The 22,190-nt window shown below is 40.3% G+C and carries 20 protein-coding genes; 7 read left to right on the top strand and 13 right to left on the bottom strand.

Annotated features, from left to right (window positions below; genetic code table 11):
• Positions 1-2,913: a type III restriction-modification system endonuclease gene (locus G6Q48_RS10090; RefSeq protein ID WP_166266194.1), complete on the top strand. Its 2,913-nt coding sequence runs from the start codon at positions 1-3 to the stop codon at positions 2,911-2,913.
• A 137-nt stretch (positions 2,914-3,050) separates the two neighbouring features.
• Here G6Q48_RS10090 and G6Q48_RS10085 read toward each other — a convergent pair whose 3' ends face one another.
• From G6Q48_RS10085 to G6Q48_RS10075, 3 genes are all read right to left on the bottom strand, one after another.
• A complete protein-coding gene (locus tag G6Q48_RS10085) occupies positions 3,051-3,812 on the bottom strand; it encodes an IS5 family transposase (RefSeq protein WP_113532875.1) in 762 nt (253 codons plus the stop codon).
• A 436-nt stretch (positions 3,813-4,248) separates the two neighbouring features.
• Complete coding sequence (locus G6Q48_RS10080) at positions 4,249-4,476, bottom strand: plasmid partition protein ParG (protein ID WP_048821767.1); 228 nt, start codon at positions 4,474-4,476, stop codon at positions 4,249-4,251.
• Positions 4,477-4,600: 124 nt separating this feature from the next.
• Entirely contained in the window at positions 4,601-5,224 is a 624-nt protein-coding gene (locus tag G6Q48_RS10075; RefSeq protein ID WP_023159958.1) for an AAA family ATPase, read from the bottom strand.
• Between the two features lie 310 nt (positions 5,225-5,534).
• Between G6Q48_RS10075 and G6Q48_RS10070 the strand changes: the two genes are divergently transcribed.
• The 3 genes from G6Q48_RS10070 to G6Q48_RS10060 are packed head-to-tail and all read left to right on the top strand — an operon-like array spanning position 5,535 to position 6,523.
• The gene (locus G6Q48_RS10070) at positions 5,535-5,780 is read left to right on the top strand and encodes an AbrB/MazE/SpoVT family DNA-binding domain-containing protein (RefSeq protein ID WP_096864992.1); all 246 of its coding nucleotides are present in this window, start codon (positions 5,535-5,537) and stop codon (positions 5,778-5,780) included.
• Positions 5,780-6,112, top strand: coding sequence for an endoribonuclease MazF (gene mazF, locus G6Q48_RS10065; protein ID WP_023159957.1), 333 nt, complete (start codon positions 5,780-5,782; stop codon positions 6,110-6,112). Before G6Q48_RS10070 ends, mazF begins: the two co-directional genes overlap by 1 nt.
• A 30-nt stretch (positions 6,113-6,142) precedes the next feature.
• A complete protein-coding gene (locus G6Q48_RS10060; RefSeq protein WP_096864991.1) occupies positions 6,143-6,523 on the top strand; it encodes a hypothetical protein in 381 nt (126 codons plus the stop codon).
• Between the two features lie 86 nt (positions 6,524-6,609).
• Here G6Q48_RS10060 and G6Q48_RS10055 read toward each other — a convergent pair whose 3' ends face one another.
• Both G6Q48_RS10055 and G6Q48_RS10050 read right to left on the bottom strand, forming a co-directional pair.
• Positions 6,610-6,753: a Hok/Gef family protein gene (locus tag G6Q48_RS10055; protein ID WP_166266192.1), complete on the bottom strand. Its 144-nt coding sequence runs from the start codon at positions 6,751-6,753 to the stop codon at positions 6,610-6,612.
• Positions 6,754-7,117: 364 nt separating this feature from the next.
• Positions 7,118-7,915 carry a hypothetical protein gene (locus tag G6Q48_RS10050; protein ID WP_048607643.1) on the bottom strand — a complete coding sequence of 266 codons (798 nt, stop codon included), beginning with the start codon at positions 7,913-7,915 and terminating at the stop codon, positions 7,118-7,120.
• A gap of 511 nt (positions 7,916-8,426) precedes the next feature.
• Here G6Q48_RS10050 and G6Q48_RS22790 point away from each other — a divergent pair.
• Positions 8,427-8,894: a hypothetical protein gene (locus G6Q48_RS22790; RefSeq protein ID WP_144138627.1), complete on the top strand. Its 468-nt coding sequence runs from the start codon at positions 8,427-8,429 to the stop codon at positions 8,892-8,894.
• Positions 8,895-8,968: 74 nt separating this feature from the next.
• On the opposite strand, the gene G6Q48_RS10040 is transcribed toward G6Q48_RS22790, so the two are convergent.
• From G6Q48_RS10040 to G6Q48_RS10010, 7 genes are read right to left on the bottom strand one after another with little or no spacing between them, the layout of a single operon-like run.
• On the bottom strand, positions 8,969-10,168 hold the full coding sequence (locus tag G6Q48_RS10040; protein ID WP_166266189.1) for a hypothetical protein: 1,200 nt from the start codon (positions 10,166-10,168) through the stop codon (positions 8,969-8,971).
• On the bottom strand, positions 10,161-10,952 hold the full coding sequence (locus tag G6Q48_RS10035; protein WP_144138630.1) for a M48 family metallopeptidase: 792 nt from the start codon (positions 10,950-10,952) through the stop codon (positions 10,161-10,163). The genes G6Q48_RS10040 and G6Q48_RS10035 overlap by 8 nt, the downstream gene beginning before the upstream one ends.
• Positions 10,953-10,954: 2 nt before the next feature.
• Positions 10,955-14,227: a type I restriction endonuclease subunit R gene (locus tag G6Q48_RS10030; RefSeq protein WP_166266186.1), complete on the bottom strand. Its 3,273-nt coding sequence runs from the start codon at positions 14,225-14,227 to the stop codon at positions 10,955-10,957.
• Entirely contained in the window at positions 14,224-15,321 is a 1,098-nt protein-coding gene (locus tag G6Q48_RS10025; RefSeq protein WP_166266183.1) for a PDDEXK-like family protein, read from the bottom strand. The genes G6Q48_RS10030 and G6Q48_RS10025 overlap by 4 nt, the downstream gene beginning before the upstream one ends.
• Positions 15,322-15,377: 56 nt before the next feature.
• Positions 15,378-16,622 (bottom strand): restriction endonuclease subunit S, encoded by a 1,245-nt coding sequence (locus tag G6Q48_RS10020; protein ID WP_166266180.1) that lies wholly within the window; start codon positions 16,620-16,622, stop codon positions 15,378-15,380.
• Positions 16,612-18,129: a type I restriction-modification system subunit M gene (locus G6Q48_RS10015; protein ID WP_166266175.1), complete on the bottom strand. Its 1,518-nt coding sequence runs from the start codon at positions 18,127-18,129 to the stop codon at positions 16,612-16,614. The genes G6Q48_RS10020 and G6Q48_RS10015 overlap by 11 nt, the downstream gene beginning before the upstream one ends.
• A gap of 10 nt (positions 18,130-18,139) precedes the next feature.
• Positions 18,140-18,736 (bottom strand): restriction endonuclease subunit S, encoded by a 597-nt coding sequence (locus G6Q48_RS10010; protein ID WP_226693557.1) that lies wholly within the window; start codon positions 18,734-18,736, stop codon positions 18,140-18,142.
• A 123-nt stretch (positions 18,737-18,859) separates the two neighbouring features.
• Here G6Q48_RS10010 and G6Q48_RS10005 point away from each other — a divergent pair, with 123 nt between their 5' ends.
• Both G6Q48_RS10005 and G6Q48_RS10000 read left to right on the top strand, forming a co-directional pair.
• Entirely contained in the window at positions 18,860-19,849 is a 990-nt protein-coding gene (locus G6Q48_RS10005; protein ID WP_166266169.1) for an SMODS domain-containing nucleotidyltransferase, read from the top strand.
• Complete coding sequence (locus G6Q48_RS10000; protein WP_144138642.1) at positions 19,827-20,771, top strand: S-4TM family putative pore-forming effector; 945 nt, start codon at positions 19,827-19,829, stop codon at positions 20,769-20,771. Before G6Q48_RS10005 ends, G6Q48_RS10000 begins: the two co-directional genes overlap by 23 nt.
• A gap of 1 nt (position 20,772) precedes the next feature.
• Here G6Q48_RS10000 and G6Q48_RS09995 read toward each other — a convergent pair whose 3' ends face one another.
• The gene (locus G6Q48_RS09995; protein ID WP_166266166.1) at positions 20,773-22,182 is read right to left on the bottom strand and encodes a TnsD family Tn7-like transposition protein; all 1,410 of its coding nucleotides are present in this window, start codon (positions 22,180-22,182) and stop codon (positions 20,773-20,775) included.
• Between the last annotated feature and the right edge of the window lie 8 nt (positions 22,183-22,190).

Genomic DNA, 22,190 nt, shown 5'->3' with positions numbered 1-22,190 from the left:
ATGTCTAAAGGGTTCACTTTCGAAAAGAACTTACCACATCAAAAGGCTGGTGTTGATGCGGTCATGAATATTTTTGCTTCCGCAACACCCCAACAGACGGATAGTGTCGCTATCCGTCTGTTGGCTAATCCAGAACTTAACCTTACTGAACAACAATACTACAACAACATAAAAAATGTTCAGAAGTTCAATGGCATTGAGCATTCAAAAGATAATTACGATGCTAAAAGCAACGTAATTGATGTTTCTATGGAAACAGGGACAGGTAAAACCTATACCTACACCAAAACAATTTTTGACCTGAACAAATCATTTGGCATTAACAAATTTATAATTATTGTTCCTACGCTATCAATCAAAGCTGGAACAGTTAATTTTTTAAAAAGTGATGCTTTAAAAGAACACTTTCGAGATGATTACGAGCGAGAGCTAAAGACTTACGTTGTTGAGAGTCAGAAAAGCTCTAGTAAAAATAAAAAATCATATATGCCTCAAGCTATCCATGATTTTGTTGAATCAAGTAATTTCAATAAGAAATATATACACGTTCTGGTGATCAACTCAGGAATGATTAACTCTAAGTCTTTAAATGACACTTATGATGTTGGCTTGCTTGATAATCAGTTTGATACCCCATTTTCTGCGCTTAGTGCGATAAAACCATTCATTATCATTGATGAGCCTCATAAATTTCCTACGGGTAAAAAGACATGGGAAAGTATTAAAAAATTTAATGCTCAATATATCATCCGCTATGGAGCAACCTTTAGTGAAGGCTATAAGAACTTAGTTTATCGTCTTACAGCCGTGGATGCATTCAATGAAGATCTGGTTAAAGGTATTGATGCATACATTGAGGATATTATTGGTGATGGTAATGCCAACCTCAAGTTCGTCAAATCTGACGGAAAAGAAGCTACATTTGAACTGAATGAAAATAGTAATAAAAAAACGTTTAAGTTAGCCAAAGGTGAATCACTATCTAAGACGCATAGCGCGATCCATGATTTAACTCTTGATGCTTTAAACAAGAATACAGCCGTGTTGAGTAATGGTATTGAGCTAAAAATAGGTAGCTCGATAAACCCCTATTCTTACGATCAGACACTTGCTGATAACATGATGCGTAAAGCTGTCAAAGAACACTTTAAGTTAGAAAAAGAGTATCTGACACAAAGGCCACGCATAAAGCCCCTTACTCTTTTCTTCATTGATGACATTGAAGGCTATCGTGATGGTAATGATATTGCTGGAAGCCTGAAAACTAAGTTCGAAGAATACGTTTTAGCAGAAGCTACTGAACTGTTAAAAACAGAGAAAGATGAGTTTTATAGAAACTACCTTGAAAAAACTGTTAAGGATATATCTTCTGTTCATGGTGGTTATTTTTCAAAAGATAACAGTGATAAAGATGACAAAATTGAGCAGGAAATCAACGAAATCCTTCATGACAAAGAGCTTCTATTATCTTTAAAAAATCCTCGACGTTTCATTTTCTCTAAATGGACGTTGCGTGAGGGATGGGATAACCCAAATGTCTTTCAGATTTGCAAGCTACGTTCAAGCGGCAGCACCACATCAAAACTTCAAGAGGTAGGGCGTGGTTTGCGTCTTCCGGTTAATGAATACATGTGCCGTGTGAAAGACCGCAATTTCACACTCAACTATTATGTTGATTTTACAGAAAAAGATTTTGTCGATTCTCTTGTCAAAGAGGTCAACGATAGCTCTTTCAAAGAAACTGTTCCAAGTAAGTTTACTCAAGAACTTAAAGATAAAATCCTATCTCAGTATCCTGAGCTTTCATCCAGAGCACTCATGAATGAAGTTTTTGATGATGAAATCATTGATGATAATGACAACTTCAAAGATTCTGATTCCTATACACGCTTAAAAGGTAAATACCCAGCGGCATTCCCTACTGGAGTAAAACCAAGCAAAATCAAAAAAGCTACCGATGGGAAAAAACGCACTAAAATGCGTATTGGCAAGTTCAGCGAACTGAAAGAACTATGGGATTTGATCAATCAAAAAGCAGTAATCGAGTATAAAATAAGCAGTGAAAATGAATTTTTATCTATTTTCAAGTCATTTATGCTCGAAGAAACAGATAGATTTACTAAATCAGGCGTGCATACACGCATTGATAGGATCTACATCCATAATGATACGGCAATGTCGAAAAGTATCGTTAGTGATGATGATAACTTTGCTAAACTAAACACAATGAGCTACCGAGAATTTCTTGATAACTTATCACAAACTATTTTTGCTAAACACGGTACTTTGCATAAGGTATTTTGTGATATAAAAGACACTATTAATATTACTGACTATCTGAACATTCAGACAATCAGAAAGATTAAATCCAGCTTTAGCAAGTATTTACTAAATAATTCTTTCAACAAGTTCAGTCTTGGCTATAATCTAATTTCTAGCTCTATTCATCCAACAAAATTCACAACCGTAGATGGTGAACCTCTAAATGAGGTATTATCAAGTGATCTTGGTGTGTTACATGATAATACAAAGCCGCCATTGGATTCTTATCTCTTTGAAGAAGTCTTTTATGACTCAGAGCTTGAACGACTCAACATAACTGATGGAGAGATACACTCTGTAGCTGTTTTTACTAAAATACCGAAGAATTCTATTAAGATTCCTGTGGCAGGAGGATACACGTATTCCCCTGACTTTGCTTATGTAGTTAAAACTACAAATGGTGATTATTTAAACTTTATCATTGAAACAAAAAATGTAGACGGAAAAGATAGCTTGCGGCTTGAAGAGAAGCGTAAGATAGAACATGCTCAGGTGCTATTCAATCAGATAAGTCAGTCCATTAAAGTTGAATTCAAGACACAATTCGCTAATGACGAAATATATGAGACAATAAAGAGCGCTCTACCATAAATTTGTAGAAAAGGAGGCGCTGGCGCTAGCCTCCTTTATTTTGTTGTAAGTATTGAAAATAAACTATGAAATATTAAATCCTACAAGGACATATTTCGATTTACTACTAGAGCGTGTTTATCTTTGTAGTGCATATTTCAATCGACCCACATTGGGAGCCACATGATTGAAAATGCTAAAGCAACAACACTTTCATAATTTCGGGCTAATTTGTCATACCGAGTCGCCACTGCTCGGTATTTCTTTATTTTTAGGAAGGCATTTTCAACTAAATGACGATATCGATATAAGCACCAATCAATATCTTTATTCCCTTGTTTACTATTCCCTTTTCTTGGGATGACATGCTGACCCCGACGGCTTTTTATCAACTGTCGTAAGGCTTCACAGTCATAGCCTTTATCTGCAATAACAACTTCGGCTTCCGGTGAAGAGGTAACCAATGTTTCTGCATAACTCACATCATGGGCTTGCCCACCTGACAACTCAAAATGAACCGGAAGACCACTGCTATCTACCGCTAAATGTATTTTAGTTGAGTTGCCGCCTCGACTTTTGCCTATAGCCTGCTTTGAAGCATCTTTAACGTTGGCTCCATCTTGATGCGTTTTCACGATACTGGCATCAATAAATAGCCACTGAGGATCATTGAAGCGAGATAGAAATTGGAAAATTTCCATCATCACGCCTTTCTTTGACCAAAGGTTAAAACGTCTAAATACCGTATTCCATTCACCAAATTGACGAGGTAAATCGCGCCATGGAATGCCTGTTCTTATTCGGAATAAAATACCTTCAAGGGTCATTCTATGTTCTGGTTTGTTATAAATACGTCCGGTTAGGTGCATGATTTTTGATAGTAACTTCCAGCTATCATCTGTTAACATAAGTCTCGGCATTTGGGGGTGTTTTTTTGATTTTTGGCGAAACCATTATAACAGCCCCATTTGCTGTCTGCTTTTTATACCGAAAAGATCAACACGCTCTAGTGAAATTGAGATAAAAGTGCAATCATAACCACCCGCATAGCGGGTGGTTTGCTCTAGCCCTATAAGGGCTTATTACCGACTGCGCCTAAATGACGCTGCTTTCTCTTCGTTCAAGCTAAGTGCTGAGCTTTGTGCTTTAATGCCCATAAACACCTTTCCTTATTTTGATTACGAATATTAGCTTGAACATCTATATCGTAACGGAAAGGTGTTTTTCTTGGTATAACCCTTTGACTCCACCCGCAAAGCAGGTGGTTTTATGTTTAAGACGCTAACGCGACTTAAACTGGCTAAAGCCATAAGATCAATAAAAAGGGATGAAATATCATCCCTATAAAACCACTACCTATTCATTTTCCTTTAGCCACTGATGAACATAATCTGATATTACTTCTTTCATTGTGGTGTTTCGTTTGACACATGCAGCTTTGAATCGAATTTGAGTATCTTCGTCAAGATCTACATTAATGCGTTTGGTTTTTGTACTTTTATCAAGAATTTTATCTAAGTCTCTGTTTTTACCGAATTTCATTTTCTGTGAATTTGCTGATTCGTTTACTTTTTTAAGTGCCATAAAGTATCTCTTTTAATTTCAAAACACAAATACGCTTATGTGTTTTAGCGCATTTGTGTAAATATATATTCGTGTCAATGTGTCAATGTGTCAATGTGTCAATGTGTTAATGTGTTAATACACATTATGACTCAAAAATAGTCAAAATTTCTCTGGTTAGTATTTCTATCTCGCCTTTTGCATTTCCATCATTAGTTTCAAAAATACTCTTACCATCTAGAATAGATTTGATATAGCTCTGCCGTTGAGAAATAGCTGTTTTGAAAGAAGGCAAGCCAGTATCTTTGAGGTTGTCTTTTAATACTTGCAACATAGTTGTTTGGTCAATTTTACGAGTAATCAGAAATCTAGCTTCTACTTTACGGCTGTATGCTTGAGCTTCGAGGACCGATGTAACACTACCGGCTGCGGAAAAATCAAGAGGGCTTGGCGAGACTGGAATTATAACTAGATCACTAACCATAACCGCTGCTGATGTAATGACAGAAAGTGAACCAGCTCCATCTACGATGACAAAATCATAATCACTTAGATCTTTACGGATACTATAAACGTCTTTCTCACTGGCGGCGGTGAAAACATCATAATCACAGTTCCCTTCTTTAGACCAGTTAGATAGGCTCATTTGAGGATCTGTATCTACAACTGCTAATGAATAACCTGCTTTCTGCATAGCAGTAGCAACATTTATGACGGTGGTTGTTTTTCCAGAGCCGCCTTTCGGATTTAAAAAAGAAATTACTTTCACTGGAAAACCTCATATGTTTGTTTGTGTTTTTTTTCATTATCTAAGGAAGCCAAAAAATAATCAATGTGTATTTGTGTTAATGTGTATTTAAGCAAAAACACATTAAATCATAAGAAAAACATACCTGACTCGTGAAATCAGTTAGTTACACATGCGCTAATGTGTTTATGTGCACCCTTACTTATGCTAGCTTGTGTTTATGTGTTTATGTGTTTATGTGTTTATACACATTAACACAATCAACAATGTTGATACATTTAAATTAGGGTGCTACTATAAAAACTCGGACGTTGAATTGTAGAGGTGATAAATGGCTCAGGTCACAGTAAAAAAATGGGGCAATAGCCCGTCTGTACGGCTTCCTGTTGCAATCATGCAAAAAGCGGCACTTAGCGTTGATGATACGGTTGAAATAGCGGTAGAAGAAGGTCGTATCATCATTACGCCAGTTAAAGCGGTAGAATACTCATTAGAAAATTTGTTAGCCGGTATCACGCCGGAGAATATTCATGAGAAAGTAGACTTCGGAGCTCGAACAGGTAAGGAATTAATTTAATGGTATCTCGATACGTTCCTGATTCTGGCGATTTGATTTGGATTGACTTTGATCCAGTTGAAGGACATGAGCAGGGCGGTCATCGTCCAGCAGTTGTCCTCAGCCCATTTGCATACAATAATAAAGTAGGGCTCTTATTATGCGTACCATGTACAACTAAGGGCAAAGGCTATCCATTTGAATGCGAACTCTCGAACGAAAGAGACAGCTACGCATTAGCGGATCAAGTTACATGTGTTGACTGGAGAGCTCGTAAGGTTACTAAAAAGGGCAAAGTGGAGGCATCAGAACTGGCAGAGATAAAAGCTAAAGCAAAGGCGTTAATAGGTTAGATATAATACTTATAAGGGTTATGGGATAGAATGGAAAATGAAACACTACACACAGCAACAGGTAATCAAACTCCTTTAGATAATGCTATATCATCATTAAGCTCTATTTTAGATGTTATTTTCACAGTAAATGATTATGTTTTGTTTTTTATAATTTTAATAATGATTTTCGCTAAATCGAAATCAAGACTATTCAAATTGGCATTTGGTTATTCTGGTATATCAGTTGTATTTTTACTCTCTAGCTATTTTATCAGGGATGATTTACTGTTTGATATTAATAATACACCTCGATTCGGATTATTGATGATCAATATAGGCATGATTACAACAGCATTATATTTAATTTACTGGCTTATCTATCTATTCAACGAAAGTGGTATGATTGATAGTAAAAAGAGTGAACCATAGCTAACCGAAAAAAGAGTGCTTGTATCACCAACCCACCGTAATCTGTAAAAGAGAAAATGTGGGGGTTTCCCCCCACAAGAGCAACATTACTTATCACAAGATAGCGTTGCTTGAACCACTATGCCTCCGCTTGTGAAATTTAGTGAACATAAGCGATCACGCATTAACAATGAGAAGCACAGAACTGTGATGCACACAGCAATCAGCCCTATCAGGGCAAATTTGCTCATTTCTCTTGACTCCTTGAGTAAAAGGAGACAGAATCAAATTGCGAAGTTTGTAGACTGCCTCGAATTAAGGATTATTCCTGATTCGGGGCTTTCGTCTTTTTGGCTCTTAGCAATGCTCGAACCAAAATGATTCAAGCACCCAAAACGATATTAGCAGATTATTATTAATTGCAATACTATTTATTATTAATAATATGTGTTTGTTTTTATGATATTTCTTTAAGTATTTTAATATAAATGGCTCATACTAACTTGAATTGAATAATATCAATTATATATTTAAATATTCTATGAAATCACCATATATTAGTGGTGGGTATAATTTTATTTACACCCACATGTTATTAATACCTTTCAATAAACCTTAATAGCTACCTTTGTAGCAAGTAGAGATAAATTGTAATTCTCCGTTATTAGATATTTTTGAGTGTAGCACATCAATGCTATATTTAATCATAAAATCTGAAATCTCTTTTGTACAAAAGCTATTCTTCCATTTAGATATTCTTGATATGTTTTGTTCAAAAGCAAACGCATCAACATCTGCATTTTTAAGAGAGAGTAACTTTTTATCTGTGGTATCAAAATTTAGCATATAAGTATTAACCGGACTAGACATCGTTTGTGTAACACCAATATATTTAACATCCCACGCATTAGTTTTATTGAATGAATTGGTTATGTACTCATCTAGCCAGATGTTTATCTTATCCATTTCATCCTTAGATGTTTCCTTCTTGTCAATAAAATCATTTCTACTAAATATATATGTTTTTAAGGTTTCTCCGTTAACAACATCTCTTATAGTTAGCACATTGTTTGCCGTAGAGAAAAATATCTGTGGTTCAGACAGATCAGCACCATACCAACGAGCATTGGGTAAGTTTTCGTCAAAGAAACTTAGTCTGTTTGTTGACTCTTTTCTACACAGATATGAAAAGAGTTTACCATCTTGGCTTCTTATGTATCTAATTCTACTGATATTATTTGAAATTTCCGTCGATTGCATTATATCTATATCACGATCATATATGGTAGATAATCCTGCTTTACAAATTTCTGATAGTGAAAATGACATTTGACTTTCAGCGGAAATCGCATTTTGGATATGTGTGATACTCAATGATAAGACTGCAAATAAAATTAATTTATTGGCTTTCACATTTTTTCCTTTATTTTTAATATAAATTAGTACTTATATAATTATAAAAATTTATAATTATAGCTACATGGTAGCTATTCAATTGATTCTGATATTACCAAAAAAAGGAAATCACTAATCAGTGTATTAAACCTACTTTCTACCCACAAATTCATAATACAAGTTACATTATGGATTTTAATCATCAATAATGTGCAATATATCACCGAGTATTGTTATATTTGCAATAATATCTATGTTTTAACTGTATCGGAACAATATAGTTTGTACACTAACGCCATTTTGGAACAATAAAGTTTATACACTACTCGTATTAAGTTTGTAGATGTAGGCTAGCTCTGCTCATGGTCCCCATTGACCAGCGAATCACACTACCACAGTTCAACTGATATCATAATAAATTGAGATTGTTAGCCTAAATACATTGTTTTATGAAGGGCCGACACCTACTTTTGCTACTCTCAAAGAAAAGTCATTACAGTGGTAGCTTATAGACATTGAGTAGTTACATATGAAATACGAAACAACTTCATTACCGTTCGCGCCAAACTTTGAAAATTGGCCTGTAGGCTCGACTGAGCGCTTAGTCCATGGATATTGGCAGTTGGGTATGATGAGATTGCACACACTGTCTATGAACTGTAGTAAAGATTTTCAAGACAGATACAATCGGATTAATCACAAACTGGGTGCAGATACGGCCTATATTGATCTTCTAAAGTTAGATGAAGACCAGTATACAACTCACTTACTAAATATTATTCAAAACGATAAGCGGCCAGCTTGGATTTGGTTCATTAATTGTGGAGCGCTGCTGAATACGTCGATAGCTGGATGGCTAAGATCTATTCTTACTACTGGCAACGTGGAGCATATTCGAGTTACTTTTCTTCTTGATAGCCAAGACCAATACAATCTTATATTCCAAGATTATTCAGCACCTCTTTACAAGTCCACTACTAAACTTATGACCAATTGACGCTATATATTTGGGTTGTTTACAACTTGTAATTACATAAAAAACATCGCTTACATTATCAAAAGAGGAAATATTCAAAACTTTAAATCTCTCAAAACCTTTGATACGTATTCATTATATGCTTTCTCTCCTCCATAAGAAGAGTGTAATTCATATTTTTCAATATTTTTCCTTACTAGAATCTCACCATCTCTAACACCTATATTCTCTTGATGTGAATAAACTTTATCAATCATCTCAGATAGTTTATCTTCACAAATATTTCTTGGTGGTATATGTACATCTAAAATAGAAACTGCTTTTTTGAAGTAAACTTGAGACTGCTCAGCCACTGGACACATTTCACCAAAGTTTATATTAATTTTACAGAGTGAGCAGTTAGATTTTCGATCTTTCCAAACTTTATATATTCTCTTATGAAGATTAGCTTTAGCTAAGGAGAATGACTGTAATTTTAATTGCTCTTTCAGAAACTCAATAATTGATTCATAATCAAATTCTAAATAGAAATCCAAGTACTCTTCCAATGAAAATTTTATTTCTTCAGATCGCTTATGTTTGATAGTAGCCTGACGCTCTTTATTCGTTAGATAACCATAATCCACCAATTCTGTATAACCATTATGATAGCAAGTGCTTTTTGACTTAAAGTGATTGATAAGTAATGGTTTAACGCATGGCGCAAACTTTATTTCGGATTTGCTCAGAGGCCAACTTGTATATGCATAAAAACCATCCAATGTTTTGCAAAGAAACCTATCGACGCAGTTTCCAGACAATATATATTGTACGACCTCAAATATTTCCTTCCTGCTTACTCTTGAGTCAATAGCATGAAGAATACTTTGATGGACTTTGCAAAAATCTTCATATAGCCACTCATATTTAAAGTATGAGAACCCAGATTCTTTTATTTGCACATCAATACACTTTCGGCAGAATTTAATTTGAATAGTATTCCCACAAGATTTCACATATTTTGTTGGAGAAAATGTCTTATTAAGATTATTCACATGACTGATTGGATTAGAAAAGATCGAAACTTGGTTCTTTTCCTGCCTAAACGTCCTCTCATATAGATCGAGTTTAAGATATCGGTCAAGGAACTTAAATTCATGCTTTGCTGATAAGGGTACACTTGGCTTATCCCCCCATCCTCCAGCCATTAGAATTGAGTGAAAACACCTATGGCCACTTCTCCGTAGAACTCTATAAATAAAACTATTTAACGATTCATCAGGCATAGGACCAAAACCATGATGAAAATCACTCATTCAAATACAACTCCGCCATTCCATCGAGCTTACTTTTCACTTCTTTCCAGTTCGGCATCACGCTGGTTAACAATCGCCAGAAGCGTTCACTATGGTTGTATTCCGCAATATGGCAGAGCTCATGCAATATTACGTAATCAATGCACTCTTTGGGTGCTTTGATCAGGTGAGGGTTGAGCATCAACGTACCTTTGGCTGAGCAGCTTCCCCATTGTTTTTGCATCGGCATAATGCGAAATGATGGGATGCCCTCTACCCACGTTGCTTGTGGCAGAAGCTCAGCTAAACGTTCATGGAATATGCGCTCTGCACGAACGCCATACCAACCAGATAGCAGCGCTTTAACTAGCTTTGGCTTATCTTCGTTAAAGCGGTTGAGTGTAACTAACAACTTGCCTCGTTCCATCTTCACGTTGGAAATGGCATCTCTGTCTTCTACCACCTTTAACACATAGCGACGGCCTAGATAGAACTGCATCTCACCACTCACATAGTGTTTGGTTTGCACATATTCTAAGTGAGATCGAAACTCGACCAGTGCATTCCAAATCCATTGAGCGCGTTGCATGACCGCCTCATGGATTGCTGATTTTTCAGCATCTTGAGGCGCAGTAACAGCCACTCGGCAATCTGGATGCACTCGAATGGTGATTTTCTTTTTCTTAGCTTCACCGTTTTTATCTAAAGCAAATACCTTGCGGATCACTTCATAGGTAACAGCTTCATCACCATAGATGAAGCTGTATTCCTCGACATTGCCTTCATTATGGTTAACAGAAGTCATACTTAGTGACCTGATAAGCCAAGGCGAGTGATTTGAATAACATCCGTAATAATGGCTTGCGCTTTGTCGATACCAACATCATTAAACAGCAGTGGCAGCAGTCCTAAACGAATTTGGTTTTCAATCTCCGATGGGTTAATTGAAAACTCAGCAACGGCTTTACGCACAATACCATCAATGTCTAACGCATACTGAAAGCATTGCTCTTCACTCAGAGGCAACGTCTCTCCCAACACTTTTAAGAACAGTCCATAGTAAGCTTGAACATGGCGTTTTATTTTAGGGTCAAGCTCTGCAAAGCGATCCGTTGGTAAACCTGCCACATCACGGTCTTTAACCTGCTGCTCAAAGTCCGCGAATAGAAGATACTGTTTAACTGGGCTATCAAACATCTCCTTGGTTTTCTCGATAGCTTGCTTTAACAAGTTTGAGAAATACTCTTGGGCATACGGATCATCTGCCAAATCTTGCTCAATCATCTTGGTTACACGACCTGTGATGACATCCTTTTTGTTTTTAGCCTCATCATCGGTCATTTGCTCTGGTTTGGCATCTTTACCCATGTTACCAACCAGATAAGCGCCTTCGGGTTCTTCAATCGAGACCCCCGCAATGTGCTTGTCTAACATGGCGCGAATATTTTCCGAATACTCGTCGTAGTCCACGGTTTCTTCTGCATCTGCGCGTACTTGTTGGCGCAGTTGACTCATGGATTTCAGCGTACTCTTATATAGTTCTCGCTTATTGTCGAAGCTCTTATCTTCAAAGTACGTCGCCGATTGCAGGGCAACCTTTAGGCAGTTAGCAAACGTGGTCAGCGCACCATAAAAATCATTACGCAGCTTTAAGTTGGTATCGGTTAATTGACCATCAATGGTATCAATTTTTGGTGCCAAAGCCTGACGAAGTGCTTGTCCGTCTTGCTTGTTCTTCACATCAGAAAAAATGGCCCAAAGGTCATCATACAAACCTGGCAACTTCTTGTACTCGGTATCCATGCGGTTATACAAGCCTTTGAGATCGTCGATATCAAAGCCGCCTTGGGTACGTTCAGCCAAGTCTTGGTACTTCTCAATGGTGATGTCCAGCTCTTTGAGGATGCCACGATAATCAATCAAATAACCGAACTGCTTTTTGCTGTGCAGGCGGTTAACCCGTGCAATAGCTTGAATCAGGTTGTGCTGCTTTAACGGCTTGTCGATATAGAGCACGGTGTTTTTAGGCTCATCAAAGCCCGTTAACAGCTTATCGACCACGATCATAATGTCGGGGCCTTCATCTTTTTCAAACTCTTGAATGATGTGTTTAGTGTAAGCTTTCTCGTCTGCCCAACCTTTTTGTGCGACGTTCTCTTTCCACCAGTTTTGCACCAGATCGGTACTTTCATTATCGACGTTATCGTGTCCCTCGCGGGTATCGGGTGGCGACATCGCAACCACTGAAGTGACTTTGCCGATTTGATCGAGTAGCTTCTTATAACGGATTGCAGAGGCTTTAGAATCACACGCCAGTTGACCTTTCAAACCTTGCTGCTTGAAGTTTTGGAAGTGATCCGAAATATCGTGCGCAATTAACTCTAAACGCCCTTCGGTTTGGTAAATCTGACCTTTTTGAGCGAATTTGCGTTTTAAGTCTGCGCGTTGCTTTTCTGATAGGATATCGGTAATGCGGTCAAACCATGCATCAATGGCTTTGTCGTTGGTGCTCAGATCGGGAATACGTTCTTCATAAAGCAAAGGGGTAACGGTGCCATCTTCGACGGCTTGCTGCATGGTGTAAGAGTGAATGATTTTACCGAACTTGTTCTCGGTTTTATCGTCTTGCAGCAGTGGTGTACCTGTGAAACCGATGTAAGCGGCTTTCGGCAAGGCTTGCTGCATTCGAATGTTGTTCTCACCGTTTTGGCTACGGTGCCCCTCGTCCACTAATACGATAATGTCTGGGCTATCGTTGTAGCATTCCGGTAGGTTAATCGCTGTACCAAACTTGTTGATGATCGAGAAGATGATACGCTCATTGCCTTTACCGATTTGCTCTGCAAGGCGTTTACCTGTGGTTGCCATTGCCTCTTTTTTGTCTTTATCTGACAGTGCGCCACCAGAAGCAAAGGTACGAGCAAGCTGATCTTCTAGATCCACACGGTCGGTCACAACCACAACGCGGCATTTCGCTAACGCTTTAAGCCAAATCAGGGCTTTTGACAAAAACACCATCGTGAAAGACTTACCCGAACCTGTGGTATGCCAGATCACACCGCCGTTACGTGCGCCTTTGTCATCAAAAGAGGTGATGCGTTCCACTAAAGCTTTAATGCCAAATACTTGCTGATAACGCGCAACGATCTTGCCTGCTTTTTTATCAAACAGAGTAAATAGACGGGTTAACTCTAGTAGGCGGTCATGGCGCAACAAGGATACCAATAAGCGGTCTTGGTCTGTCACCACCAAATCACCGCCTGCAATCAGTGATAGATATTCGTCTTTGATTGATAGCGTGCGATGGCTGAAAATCGCATTCAGTTGCGCGTCATTCAGTAAGGTGTTCTTAAGGCGCTCAAAGGTGTTTTCAGTAATTTCTTCTTCTTTCCATTTCGCCCAGAACTTTTCAGGTGTGCCGCACGTACCGTACAAGCCATCATGCCCATTGATGGACAACAACAGTTGGCTGTAAGCAAACAGATGAGGAATTTCATCCACTTTTTGGTTGCGAATGTTTTGCGAAATACCTTCTGTGATGGTGGGTTTGCCATTGATGCTACTATCAGGGCGTTTTGCTTCTATTACCACCCACGGCAAGCCATTGACGAAGCAGACCACATCAGGAATGCGTTTACCTGTACCACGGGCGTTATCAACTTCCATCTCTTCGGTGAAATGAAATTGGTTGTTTTCAGGCGTGTCCCAATCAATGATTTGAATGGTTGGGTTGGCTTTTTTACCATCGACAAACTCAGTCACACTGATGCCATAGGTTAGGGCGTTGTAGAGCTTTTCATTCGCGGCTCTTAAGCCTGCATTCATCGCTGGGGTCGCCAGCTCTTGAATGATTTTATCGATAGCCGAATCTGAAAGCGGATAGGCTTTACCCATAAAGGTATGGGTTTTGTGTTTCAGCACGCTGCGCAGCACATTGGGTAGAATCACTGATGATAAGCGGCCACGCATCGCCAAGCATTCAGCAGGCGGAATAAATTGGTAGCCAAGGTTGGTGAGCAGCGTTAGTGCGGGTATTTTGGCACTGTGCTCTTCGCGAAAATTAGGCAAAGGTGAACTCATGACTCATCTCCCCAATACTCACGTTCAAACGTATCCAGTTCTTGAAGGCGTTCACCAATAAATTGAATAATGTCATCTTCAGGCATGGTGGCAAGTTTGATTCTATACCCGCGATAAGTACCATTCCCTTCAATCCAACGTTCAACATTACAAGCAGTGAGAATCAACGAGTCTGCTTTACTTTCATCAGAATCTCCCTCTAGGTGGGCGTAAACATTAATTGAAGATTCACCTTTTTCACCAGAAAGAAATAGCACAACATCCGAATTGGTATCTTTCCAGCTCGCTAAAGCAAATCGCAAAGCAGGATATCCGCTCCAATGATGTAACCGAGTCGCAATCTCTTTTCCTAGTTTGGACTGAAGTGCCGTTTTCAGCCTTTGATGATAGTCGTTTATCGCTTGCTGTTTAGTTTCCTGAAGCTCTTTAATAGTAGAGAGGTTATCTAAGACAAAATCGAGGGTTTGTTGATTAACCGATGGCTGAGACATAAGGCTCTCCAAATGTAAGATGAATTCACGCAGCAATAGCGTCCATTTATGGATAGGTTGGGAAAGAAAGTGTTCCGCTAGCTGAGTTTTTAAAGCAGAAATTAACGAGGGATAGCTGATGCCATGCCAGCCACTTGGTAACGCTTCACCTGTTGGAGAAAGCACTACAAAAATAACCTGTTTACCTGCAAAGCGAGTTTGATTTTGCTCTTCTCGAACAAAACGTTCATAGTCATCAAACGGATTATTTTGCTGATGGTAGATTTTATTCTCTAACACCATCACCCAATCAGCACTTTCTAGCAGTAAATCAATACGTTTGCCTGCTTGAGTTTTGACTTCTCGCTCGGGCACTTCGGTTAATGCGCAATCTAGAGAACGATAGTCTTCAGGTAAACAAGTCAGTAGTGCCCTTAGTGCAGTATCACCGAGTTGATGTTGACCGTTGCTGTCACAAAAGAATGCCAAAATATCGGTAGTGGGATTTTCGTAATACCCCTTACTCCCAATACTAAAAATGGTGGGCTCTGCAACTTCAACTGGCTCTAGTTTTTTAAACTCCGCTAACAGTTGCTGCATTCGTTCCAATGCGTTTGTATCCATGCCTAGCCTTTATTTATTATTTGACCGCCCGTTATTCGGGCGGTATTTGCTAATTATTATGCGGCGACGTTTTCATCCACTTTGACTCTGCGCTTACCCGTCAACAACTGCTGCATTAACGCCTTTTTCTCATCTTTAAGGTGAGCGAGTTTGGCTTGTAAAAGCTCGATTTCTTTATCGGCAGCGGTAAGGACTGAGGCGATTTTTTGTTGCTCGTAATGAGTAGGAACTTTTATAGTGAAGTTACTTAATACTTGTTTCGTGATTGTCTTAATTGTACCGCCAGGTGCTTTCTCTTTCTCAATTTCAAAAAGCTCTTGAATTGCGTAAGCGAAATAAATGGTATCCATCTTTCGCTTAAATGATTGGAACAATAAAACTGTTCTATCAACGTAAGCATCATATTGTGTAATAGCGACACGCCCAATCGAGCCTTGCAAGGAAACGATCACTGTACCTGCTTCAATGAAAACACTTTTATCTATTGCAGCATCACTAATTTTGGTTTTAGTAGCCTTTTTCAGTTTCATATTTTTATCAATATCGAATACTTGAATAAAAGGATAACCATTAACCTCATCAACCCATTCAGGGTTGCCATATGGCTGCGGAAAGCTTCCTCGACGATATAAAGCAAGGTCGTCCAACTTAACCTCTTCCCATTTCCCCTCAAACACCTTCCCAGTATCAGGATCAACCAAACGTTTTTTACCCGTCAACAGCTGCTGCATCAGAGCTTTTTTCTGCTGCTGGCTGGTTGCAATGAGCTTTTCGGTGGTTGCAATCGCGTTATCCCAAGTGGAGAGGATTTTGGCGATTTTGCGTTGTTCTGGGAGGGGGGGGAGTAACACCTCAAAATTGCACACATCTTCGCGTGTGATATTGGGGTCTTTTCGGCTACTAGCTGCAAACTTCTTCCATTGTCGAACATTACCGTTAAGGTAATTCAAAATGTACTTAGAATCCGCTTTAGTACCATCCAGCATTAACCCCGAGAGTGCTTGGTTTATCGCAGATGGAACTGTTAACAATCCTGTTCGGCCAATTTGATTAAAACCACCGTACATAGCAACGAGAACGGTATTAACAGGAAAGATAGAACACGAAGTTTCCTTCAGTGCTAGCTCCGTTATGCGCTCATCGGTCTCAAAAATTTCAGCATTGTTTAAGTCTAAGGTTTTGACCCAAGGTGTACCATCTTGTGAATAATACAAATCCTGCTTAGCTCTAAGAGGTGTTGAACCTGACTTAATTCGAGCAATGTGTTTAAGGCGAGTTTCCTCCCAACCATTAGGCACCATAACCCAACTCCTCCAGATAACCCGCCATTTCCGCTTCCAGATCAGCCAGTTCATTTTGCAACGCCAAACGTTCACTGCGAACTGCCATCAAGTCGATCTCTTCTTCTTCCTCAAAGGTATCAACATAACGCGGAATATTAAGGTTAAAGTCGTTTTCAGCAATTTCTTCTAACGTCGCTAGGTAAGCATATTTATCCACGCTTTCACGCGCTTTGTAGGTATCGACAATCTTCTGGATATTTTCTTCAGTCAATACGTTCTGGTTTTTGCCCGATTTAAATTCACGAGACGCATCGATAAACAATACGTTTTTGTCGGTCTTGTGTTTTTTGAATATCAAGATAGCTGCTGGAATACCTGTGCCAAAGAACAATTTTTCTGGCAGGCCAATCACGGTATCTAGCAAGTTTTCTTCAATCAGTTGTTGGCGGATTTTCCCCTCGCTTGATGCACGGAATAGCACACCGTGAGGCACAACTACACCCATACGACCAGTTTCTGGTTTTAGGGTTTCAATCATGTGCGAGATGAACGCGTAATCACCTTTGGTTTTTGGTGGCACGCCACGGCGGAAACGACCAAAGTGATCGCTTTCTGCATCTTCATGCCCCCATTTATCTAGCGAGAATGGCGGGTTTGCGGTTACTACGTCAAAGTGCAGTAAGCCACCGTTGGTATCTTGCAGTTTAGGGTTACGAATAGTGTCGCCCCATTCAATGCGGTGGTTGTCTTCACCGTGTAGGAACATGTTCATTTTTGCCAATGACCATGTAGAGCCAATCGCTTCTTGGCCAAATAGCGCGTATTGCTTAGAGCCGCCAAAGTTCTTTTGAACTTGCTTACCACATTTCATCAATAGCGAGCCTGAACCACACGCTGGGTCGCAAATGCTGTCACCTTGTTGTGGCTCAAGGATGATAGAAAGCAGATCCGATACCTCTGGCGGGGTATAGAATTCACCTGCCGATTTTCCACTACCAGCCGCAAAGTGTTTGATCAGGTATTCGTAGGCGTTACCAATCACATCCAGCGAACCAACACGACTAGGTCGTAGGTTTAGGGTTGGCTTGCCAAAGTCTTCCAATAGGTGGCGTAGAATGTCGTTCTTTTGCTTTTCATCACCCAGTTTATCGGTGTTGAAGCTAATGTCTTGGAACACGCCTTTTAGCTTTGTGCCGTTGGCTTCTTCAATCGCGTGCAGCGCTTGGTCAATACGAGTACCGTTACCTGCGGTATTACGTACATCATACAAATCCCAAAAGGTTGAACCTGCTGGAATTTTGAATGATTGGCTGGCAAGCATGGCTTCAACCATATCTTTGTTGTCACCGAACTGAGTGGTGAGTTCTTCTACTTTGTCTTGGCGTACATCTGAGATGTATTTTAAGAACAGCATGGTCAAGATGAAGTCTTTGTAGATGGATGGATCTACGGTGCCACGGAAGGTATCGCACGCCGACCAGACGGCTTTGTTGATTTCATCTTGGTTGATTGGGGTATTTGGCATTGTTTATCTCTTATTTTATTTTTCCGGTTAAAACTTGATTCGCGATAGCCTGCATTTCTGCACGCCTTAGCTCGATTAATTGCTGATATATCTGCTCTTCTCTGGTCGCGCTTTGGCTAAGCGCAAGCACTCTGCGTTGCGTCTCAGGCGAGGGAATCATCACAGGTGTTTGCTCTAGAACAGTTCGTCGAATACTCACTTGTGCTGAACCTTCCGCAGACTGCTGAAAATGACGCTGTGCAGGCAACTGATTGAGTTGCCAAGCCAGAAACTCTGGCAGTAGTTTCACGTTCTGAGCGAGACGGATCTGAAAATAGTGTGGCGAACAAACGGCTGGTAGCTCAAGCTGGTCTAGCATTTCTCCAGATATCGCTGATGCAAGATTCTTGATACCTCGGGCAGCAAAAATTACGTCACCCGCTTTCAACCATTCCGGCTCTTTTCGTCCAGAGACGTTGGTCTGAACCAACTTTTCCCAGGCAATTTGGCCGTCATCAGCGAGATCACGTGTCTGGATAACATAGCCATTTCCGTTATCAACTTCCTGGATCGCTCCCCTAAAAGGATGACCCGCTCTGATTGTGGCGATTTCTTCTAACTTAACCATCATGGCAAATTGCATCACAGTGAATGATGCAACAAATAATGATTGACACCTTTCGAAAAGTCAACGTAATCTAGAAAAAAGAACGCATCATTATATTTGATGCATTAAAAATATGGAGGGAATATGCCAACAACTGTAAATTCTGCGTTTAACCAGTTTATGGCCGACAGCGTCAATCTTGATAGTAAGAAAACGATCACTGCGCGGTCTAGTCGAGATTATTTGAAAAGACAAGTAAAAGGATTAACTGATTTCTTTCCGCTATACAGCGACAAAGACGTCAATTTTGGTTCTTTTGCGAGAAGAACCAAAATTCGTCCCTTGGATGATATTGATATGATTTTCACTCTGTCAGCGAATGGATGTACTTGGGAAGAGAGCTTGGACGGCACTGTGTATATCAATACGCCGACTGAATCCCCTGAGTATAAGAACTTTCGCCATGACAGTTCATATCGACTCAATTCGCGTAAGATCATCAATCACTTTGTTAGCAAATTGGCTGATCTGAGCCAGTACGACAAGGCAGAGACACATCGCAACCAGAATGCAGCGACTCTCAAGCTCTCTAGCTATGACTGGAACTTTGATATTGTTCCGGCGTTTTTCACTTCCGAGGATGCCCAAGGAAAGACCTTCTATATCATTCCTGATGGGGCGGGAAACTGGATAAAAACAGACCCTAGACTAGATCGCCAACGCGTCTCCGACATCAATCAGCAATGTGGTGGCCATGTCCTTAACGCGATCCGAGCAATAAAGTATTGGCAACGCAGAGCTACGATGCCGTCAATGTCATCTTATCTTCTAGAGAATTTAGTGCTTAATTACTTTGAGGAAAAAGGTGAAGCAAGCCCGTTCGTCGATCTCAATGTCATTGACATTCTTCAGTACATAAAAAGCAACATTTGGTGGGACGTCAATGACCCTAAAGAAATCCAGGGAAACCTGAATACACTCTCTTGGGACGAAAAGACGAAAATTTCGCAAAAAGCGGAATCAGATTTCAATACAGCACTAGCAGCTCGAGAGTTTGAGGTCACAGGCGATCACAAAAAAGCAATTGGAGAGTGGCGTAAGGTATTTGGTAATGACTTCCCACAATATGGATAACCCTATGAGTTGTGTTGTAGCAAATCAAAAAACAATCCCTGCTGTTGAGGCAGGATTGGCATTCCGATACGCCTACGATCGTGCAAAGTTCTGGAAGGCTTGTATTTGGGCTTTAGCACTGCTACTGGCAGTTGTTCAGACTGGCGTTTCTATCTATGTTTTTTCTGGTCACAAAACACCATTTGACCCCTCATATTTGACGGCTGCGCCTCTACTGGCATTCGTTCTGATAAGCACCTTTGGCAAGTACATTGTCTCAAAATGGCAATCTCTTGGATGCACTATCCAACGTTTGCATGATCATCTAACCATGGAGGTAGGTACAAAGCCATCACTCTTAGAGCTTCCGAAAAGTCGAGTTGCTGAATTAAGTACGAATCGAGAGAGACAAGCCCCTCAAGATCGAGGGCAACTGGAGACTTGGTGGTCATCAAACTTGAGCAGTGTGCCATATCCTGTGGCTAAGTTAGTAGCGACCTACTCAACCTTTGCTTGGGAAAGTGAGCTTCGAAAACGCTACCAGTATTTGCTATGGGTTTGTTTATTCACTTGTGTCCTAGCTCCTTTTAGCGTTTCGATCTTTCTAGAACAAACCATACCGGAGTCCGTTGTCTTTGTAATTGGGCCTTTCACACCCATCATTGCGGTTGTTATCGACGAATTGCTTATGAACAAACAGAGTATGAAAATTGCCGAGCAGTTAACAAATGACAGTCATAACACATGGTTAAACCTTCTATCTGACAAGCTAAACTTCACAGAGGTGGAGCTATTCACCGAGCAGCACATGAGGTACTGGCAAAATTTCAGACAGTCAGCAACGCCAATCTTTGAATGGCTTTACAAGGCATCCAGAGAGCGCATGGAAGGGAATATGCTGGTCGATACGGATGCGCTTATAGCCGAATTCAAAAAGCAGTAGTCTATACCAACCTACTGGGCCCACAAGGTCTGGTAGGTCTGGGAAGCGAATTCTCTAACCATTCCCTGTCATTTGCATAAAGCCAGAAAAACGCCGCATTACAGTCAGCCTTAATATCACTACGTAGAGCATCAGGATATCTTTGCCTGTATCGTTGAATCTGAACTCGACAGCAACGCCTTTTCGACTCCCAATGACATTGTTTTCGCCATTCAACTAACCCAGAAACACTGGCGATCACTTGTTCAATTGAACCAATTCCGATCCGGCAAACTTGAGAGATTTTCCGTCGGTGCACACCTAATCGAGCGAGCCTGATGATTCTCTGTTTGAGCTTCTCATTTAACTGTTTTGGTCTCAAATTTAGTTTGATTCCATGCATTGTTGCCAAACGCTTTAAATAGCATCGGCTTTTACCTGTCTTTCTGTAAACCGCAGCAAGAGAGTCACCTTCTCTGAGTAGACTCAAGCAACGCTGCTCAACCGCTCCCTTCGTTGAACCTTTTGGTTGATGTAGGCTAACCTCTTCAATCGGTGCAGTGTGTTGAAACATCTTATTCGCAGAGTTAAACAACCATGCTCCGAGTAAGAGATGCCTAAACGGGTGGCAGTTTTTTCCTGCTGCTAGCAATTCTGAAATGTAGTGATAATCAGTTTGGTGACGAGGAAACAGAGACCCCTTCATGGGGTACATAGCCAAATCAGATGAAAACACCTTCATTAGTGCCTTCCTTCGAACGCTCCCATTGGGAGTGATAAACCCAAGCTCATTGAGTCGTGAGCGGTATCTCTCCTCCAAATCAAAGCCAGGTTTCGTTCTCTCTAGTTGGGCTAGAAGGCCGAAACCGAATATCGCAACCTCGATCTCCATCGCAGACGCTGCTTGAGCATCACAATGCACCACTGTCGGCAACCCTTCATTTAACCGCTGCCTTGCTTTTAACTCAGTAGACATAAGTCGTATTTGGTGCAACCAACATGCTGTTACACCGGGAACTTGATGTGCTCGATGCCAATAGGCAACACCTCGTTCATGGATGTCTAGCTCAACGCAACGTGGGCACCATTTTAAGTGTAAAGATCCGCCACAGCCAAAAGAAGGTAACTGACTATGGCGAAGGGCTTTGGCGCCATCTCCTCGGAGCAAGTTCTCTTTGAGTGCGTTCGCATGTTTAGGTAAGTAAAAGAAGAACAGAGGTGCAAGGGTTTGTCTGACCAACAGGTTATCCGCATTTTCACCGGACATTTCAGCGATTCGCGATATGCCTGCTGTCAGGAAAGGATGCATAGACAAACGACTGGAGCCGAATACCCGTGAACTAAACGAACACGCCGGCTCGCCTGTCAATATGATGTGGCGCATCAAGCGCCCTAGAAGGAGCTCATCTGGAAAAGCCGATGGCAGTTTCATATTCCACG

The sequence above is a fragment of the Providencia sp. M-27 genome, from assembly GCF_011077905.1.
Taxonomy (GTDB): Bacteria; Pseudomonadota; Gammaproteobacteria; order Enterobacterales; family Enterobacteriaceae; genus Providencia; species Providencia huaxiensis.
This window is presented reverse-complemented; position numbering and strand designations above follow the sequence as displayed.

Coding starts and splice junctions, on each gene's coding strand:
- G6Q48_RS10090 (WP_166266194.1), top strand. CDS start 1: ATGTCTAAAGGGTTCACTTTCGAAAAGAACTTACCACATCAAAAGGCT.
- G6Q48_RS10085 (WP_113532875.1), bottom strand. CDS start 3,812: ATGCCGAGACTTATGTTAACAGATGATAGCTGGAAGTTACTATCAAAA.
- G6Q48_RS10080 (WP_048821767.1), bottom strand. CDS start 4,476: ATGGCACTTAAAAAAGTAAACGAATCAGCAAATTCACAGAAAATGAAA.
- G6Q48_RS10070 (WP_096864992.1), top strand. CDS start 5,535: ATGGCTCAGGTCACAGTAAAAAAATGGGGCAATAGCCCGTCTGTACGG.
- mazF (WP_023159957.1), top strand. CDS start 5,780: ATGGTATCTCGATACGTTCCTGATTCTGGCGATTTGATTTGGATTGAC.
- G6Q48_RS10060 (WP_096864991.1), top strand. CDS start 6,143: ATGGAAAATGAAACACTACACACAGCAACAGGTAATCAAACTCCTTTA.
- G6Q48_RS10055 (WP_166266192.1), bottom strand. CDS start 6,753: ATGAGCAAATTTGCCCTGATAGGGCTGATTGCTGTGTGCATCACAGTT.
- G6Q48_RS22790 (WP_144138627.1), top strand. CDS start 8,427: ATGAAATACGAAACAACTTCATTACCGTTCGCGCCAAACTTTGAAAAT.
- G6Q48_RS10040 (WP_166266189.1), bottom strand. CDS start 10,168: ATGAGTGATTTTCATCATGGTTTTGGTCCTATGCCTGATGAATCGTTA.
- G6Q48_RS10035 (WP_144138630.1), bottom strand. CDS start 10,952: ATGACTTCTGTTAACCATAATGAAGGCAATGTCGAGGAATACAGCTTC.
- G6Q48_RS10030 (WP_166266186.1), bottom strand. CDS start 14,227: ATGAGTTCACCTTTGCCTAATTTTCGCGAAGAGCACAGTGCCAAAATA.
- G6Q48_RS10025 (WP_166266183.1), bottom strand. CDS start 15,321: ATGGATACAAACGCATTGGAACGAATGCAGCAACTGTTAGCGGAGTTT.
- G6Q48_RS10020 (WP_166266180.1), bottom strand. CDS start 16,622: ATGGTGCCTAATGGTTGGGAGGAAACTCGCCTTAAACACATTGCTCGA.
- G6Q48_RS10015 (WP_166266175.1), bottom strand. CDS start 18,129: ATGCCAAATACCCCAATCAACCAAGATGAAATCAACAAAGCCGTCTGG.
- G6Q48_RS10010 (WP_226693557.1), bottom strand. CDS start 18,736: ATGGTTAAGTTAGAAGAAATCGCCACAATCAGAGCGGGTCATCCTTTT.
- G6Q48_RS10005 (WP_166266169.1), top strand. CDS start 18,860: ATGCCAACAACTGTAAATTCTGCGTTTAACCAGTTTATGGCCGACAGC.
- G6Q48_RS10000 (WP_144138642.1), top strand. CDS start 19,827: ATGACTTCCCACAATATGGATAACCCTATGAGTTGTGTTGTAGCAAAT.
- G6Q48_RS09995 (WP_166266166.1), bottom strand. CDS start 22,182: ATGAAACTGCCATCGGCTTTTCCAGATGAGCTCCTTCTAGGGCGCTTG.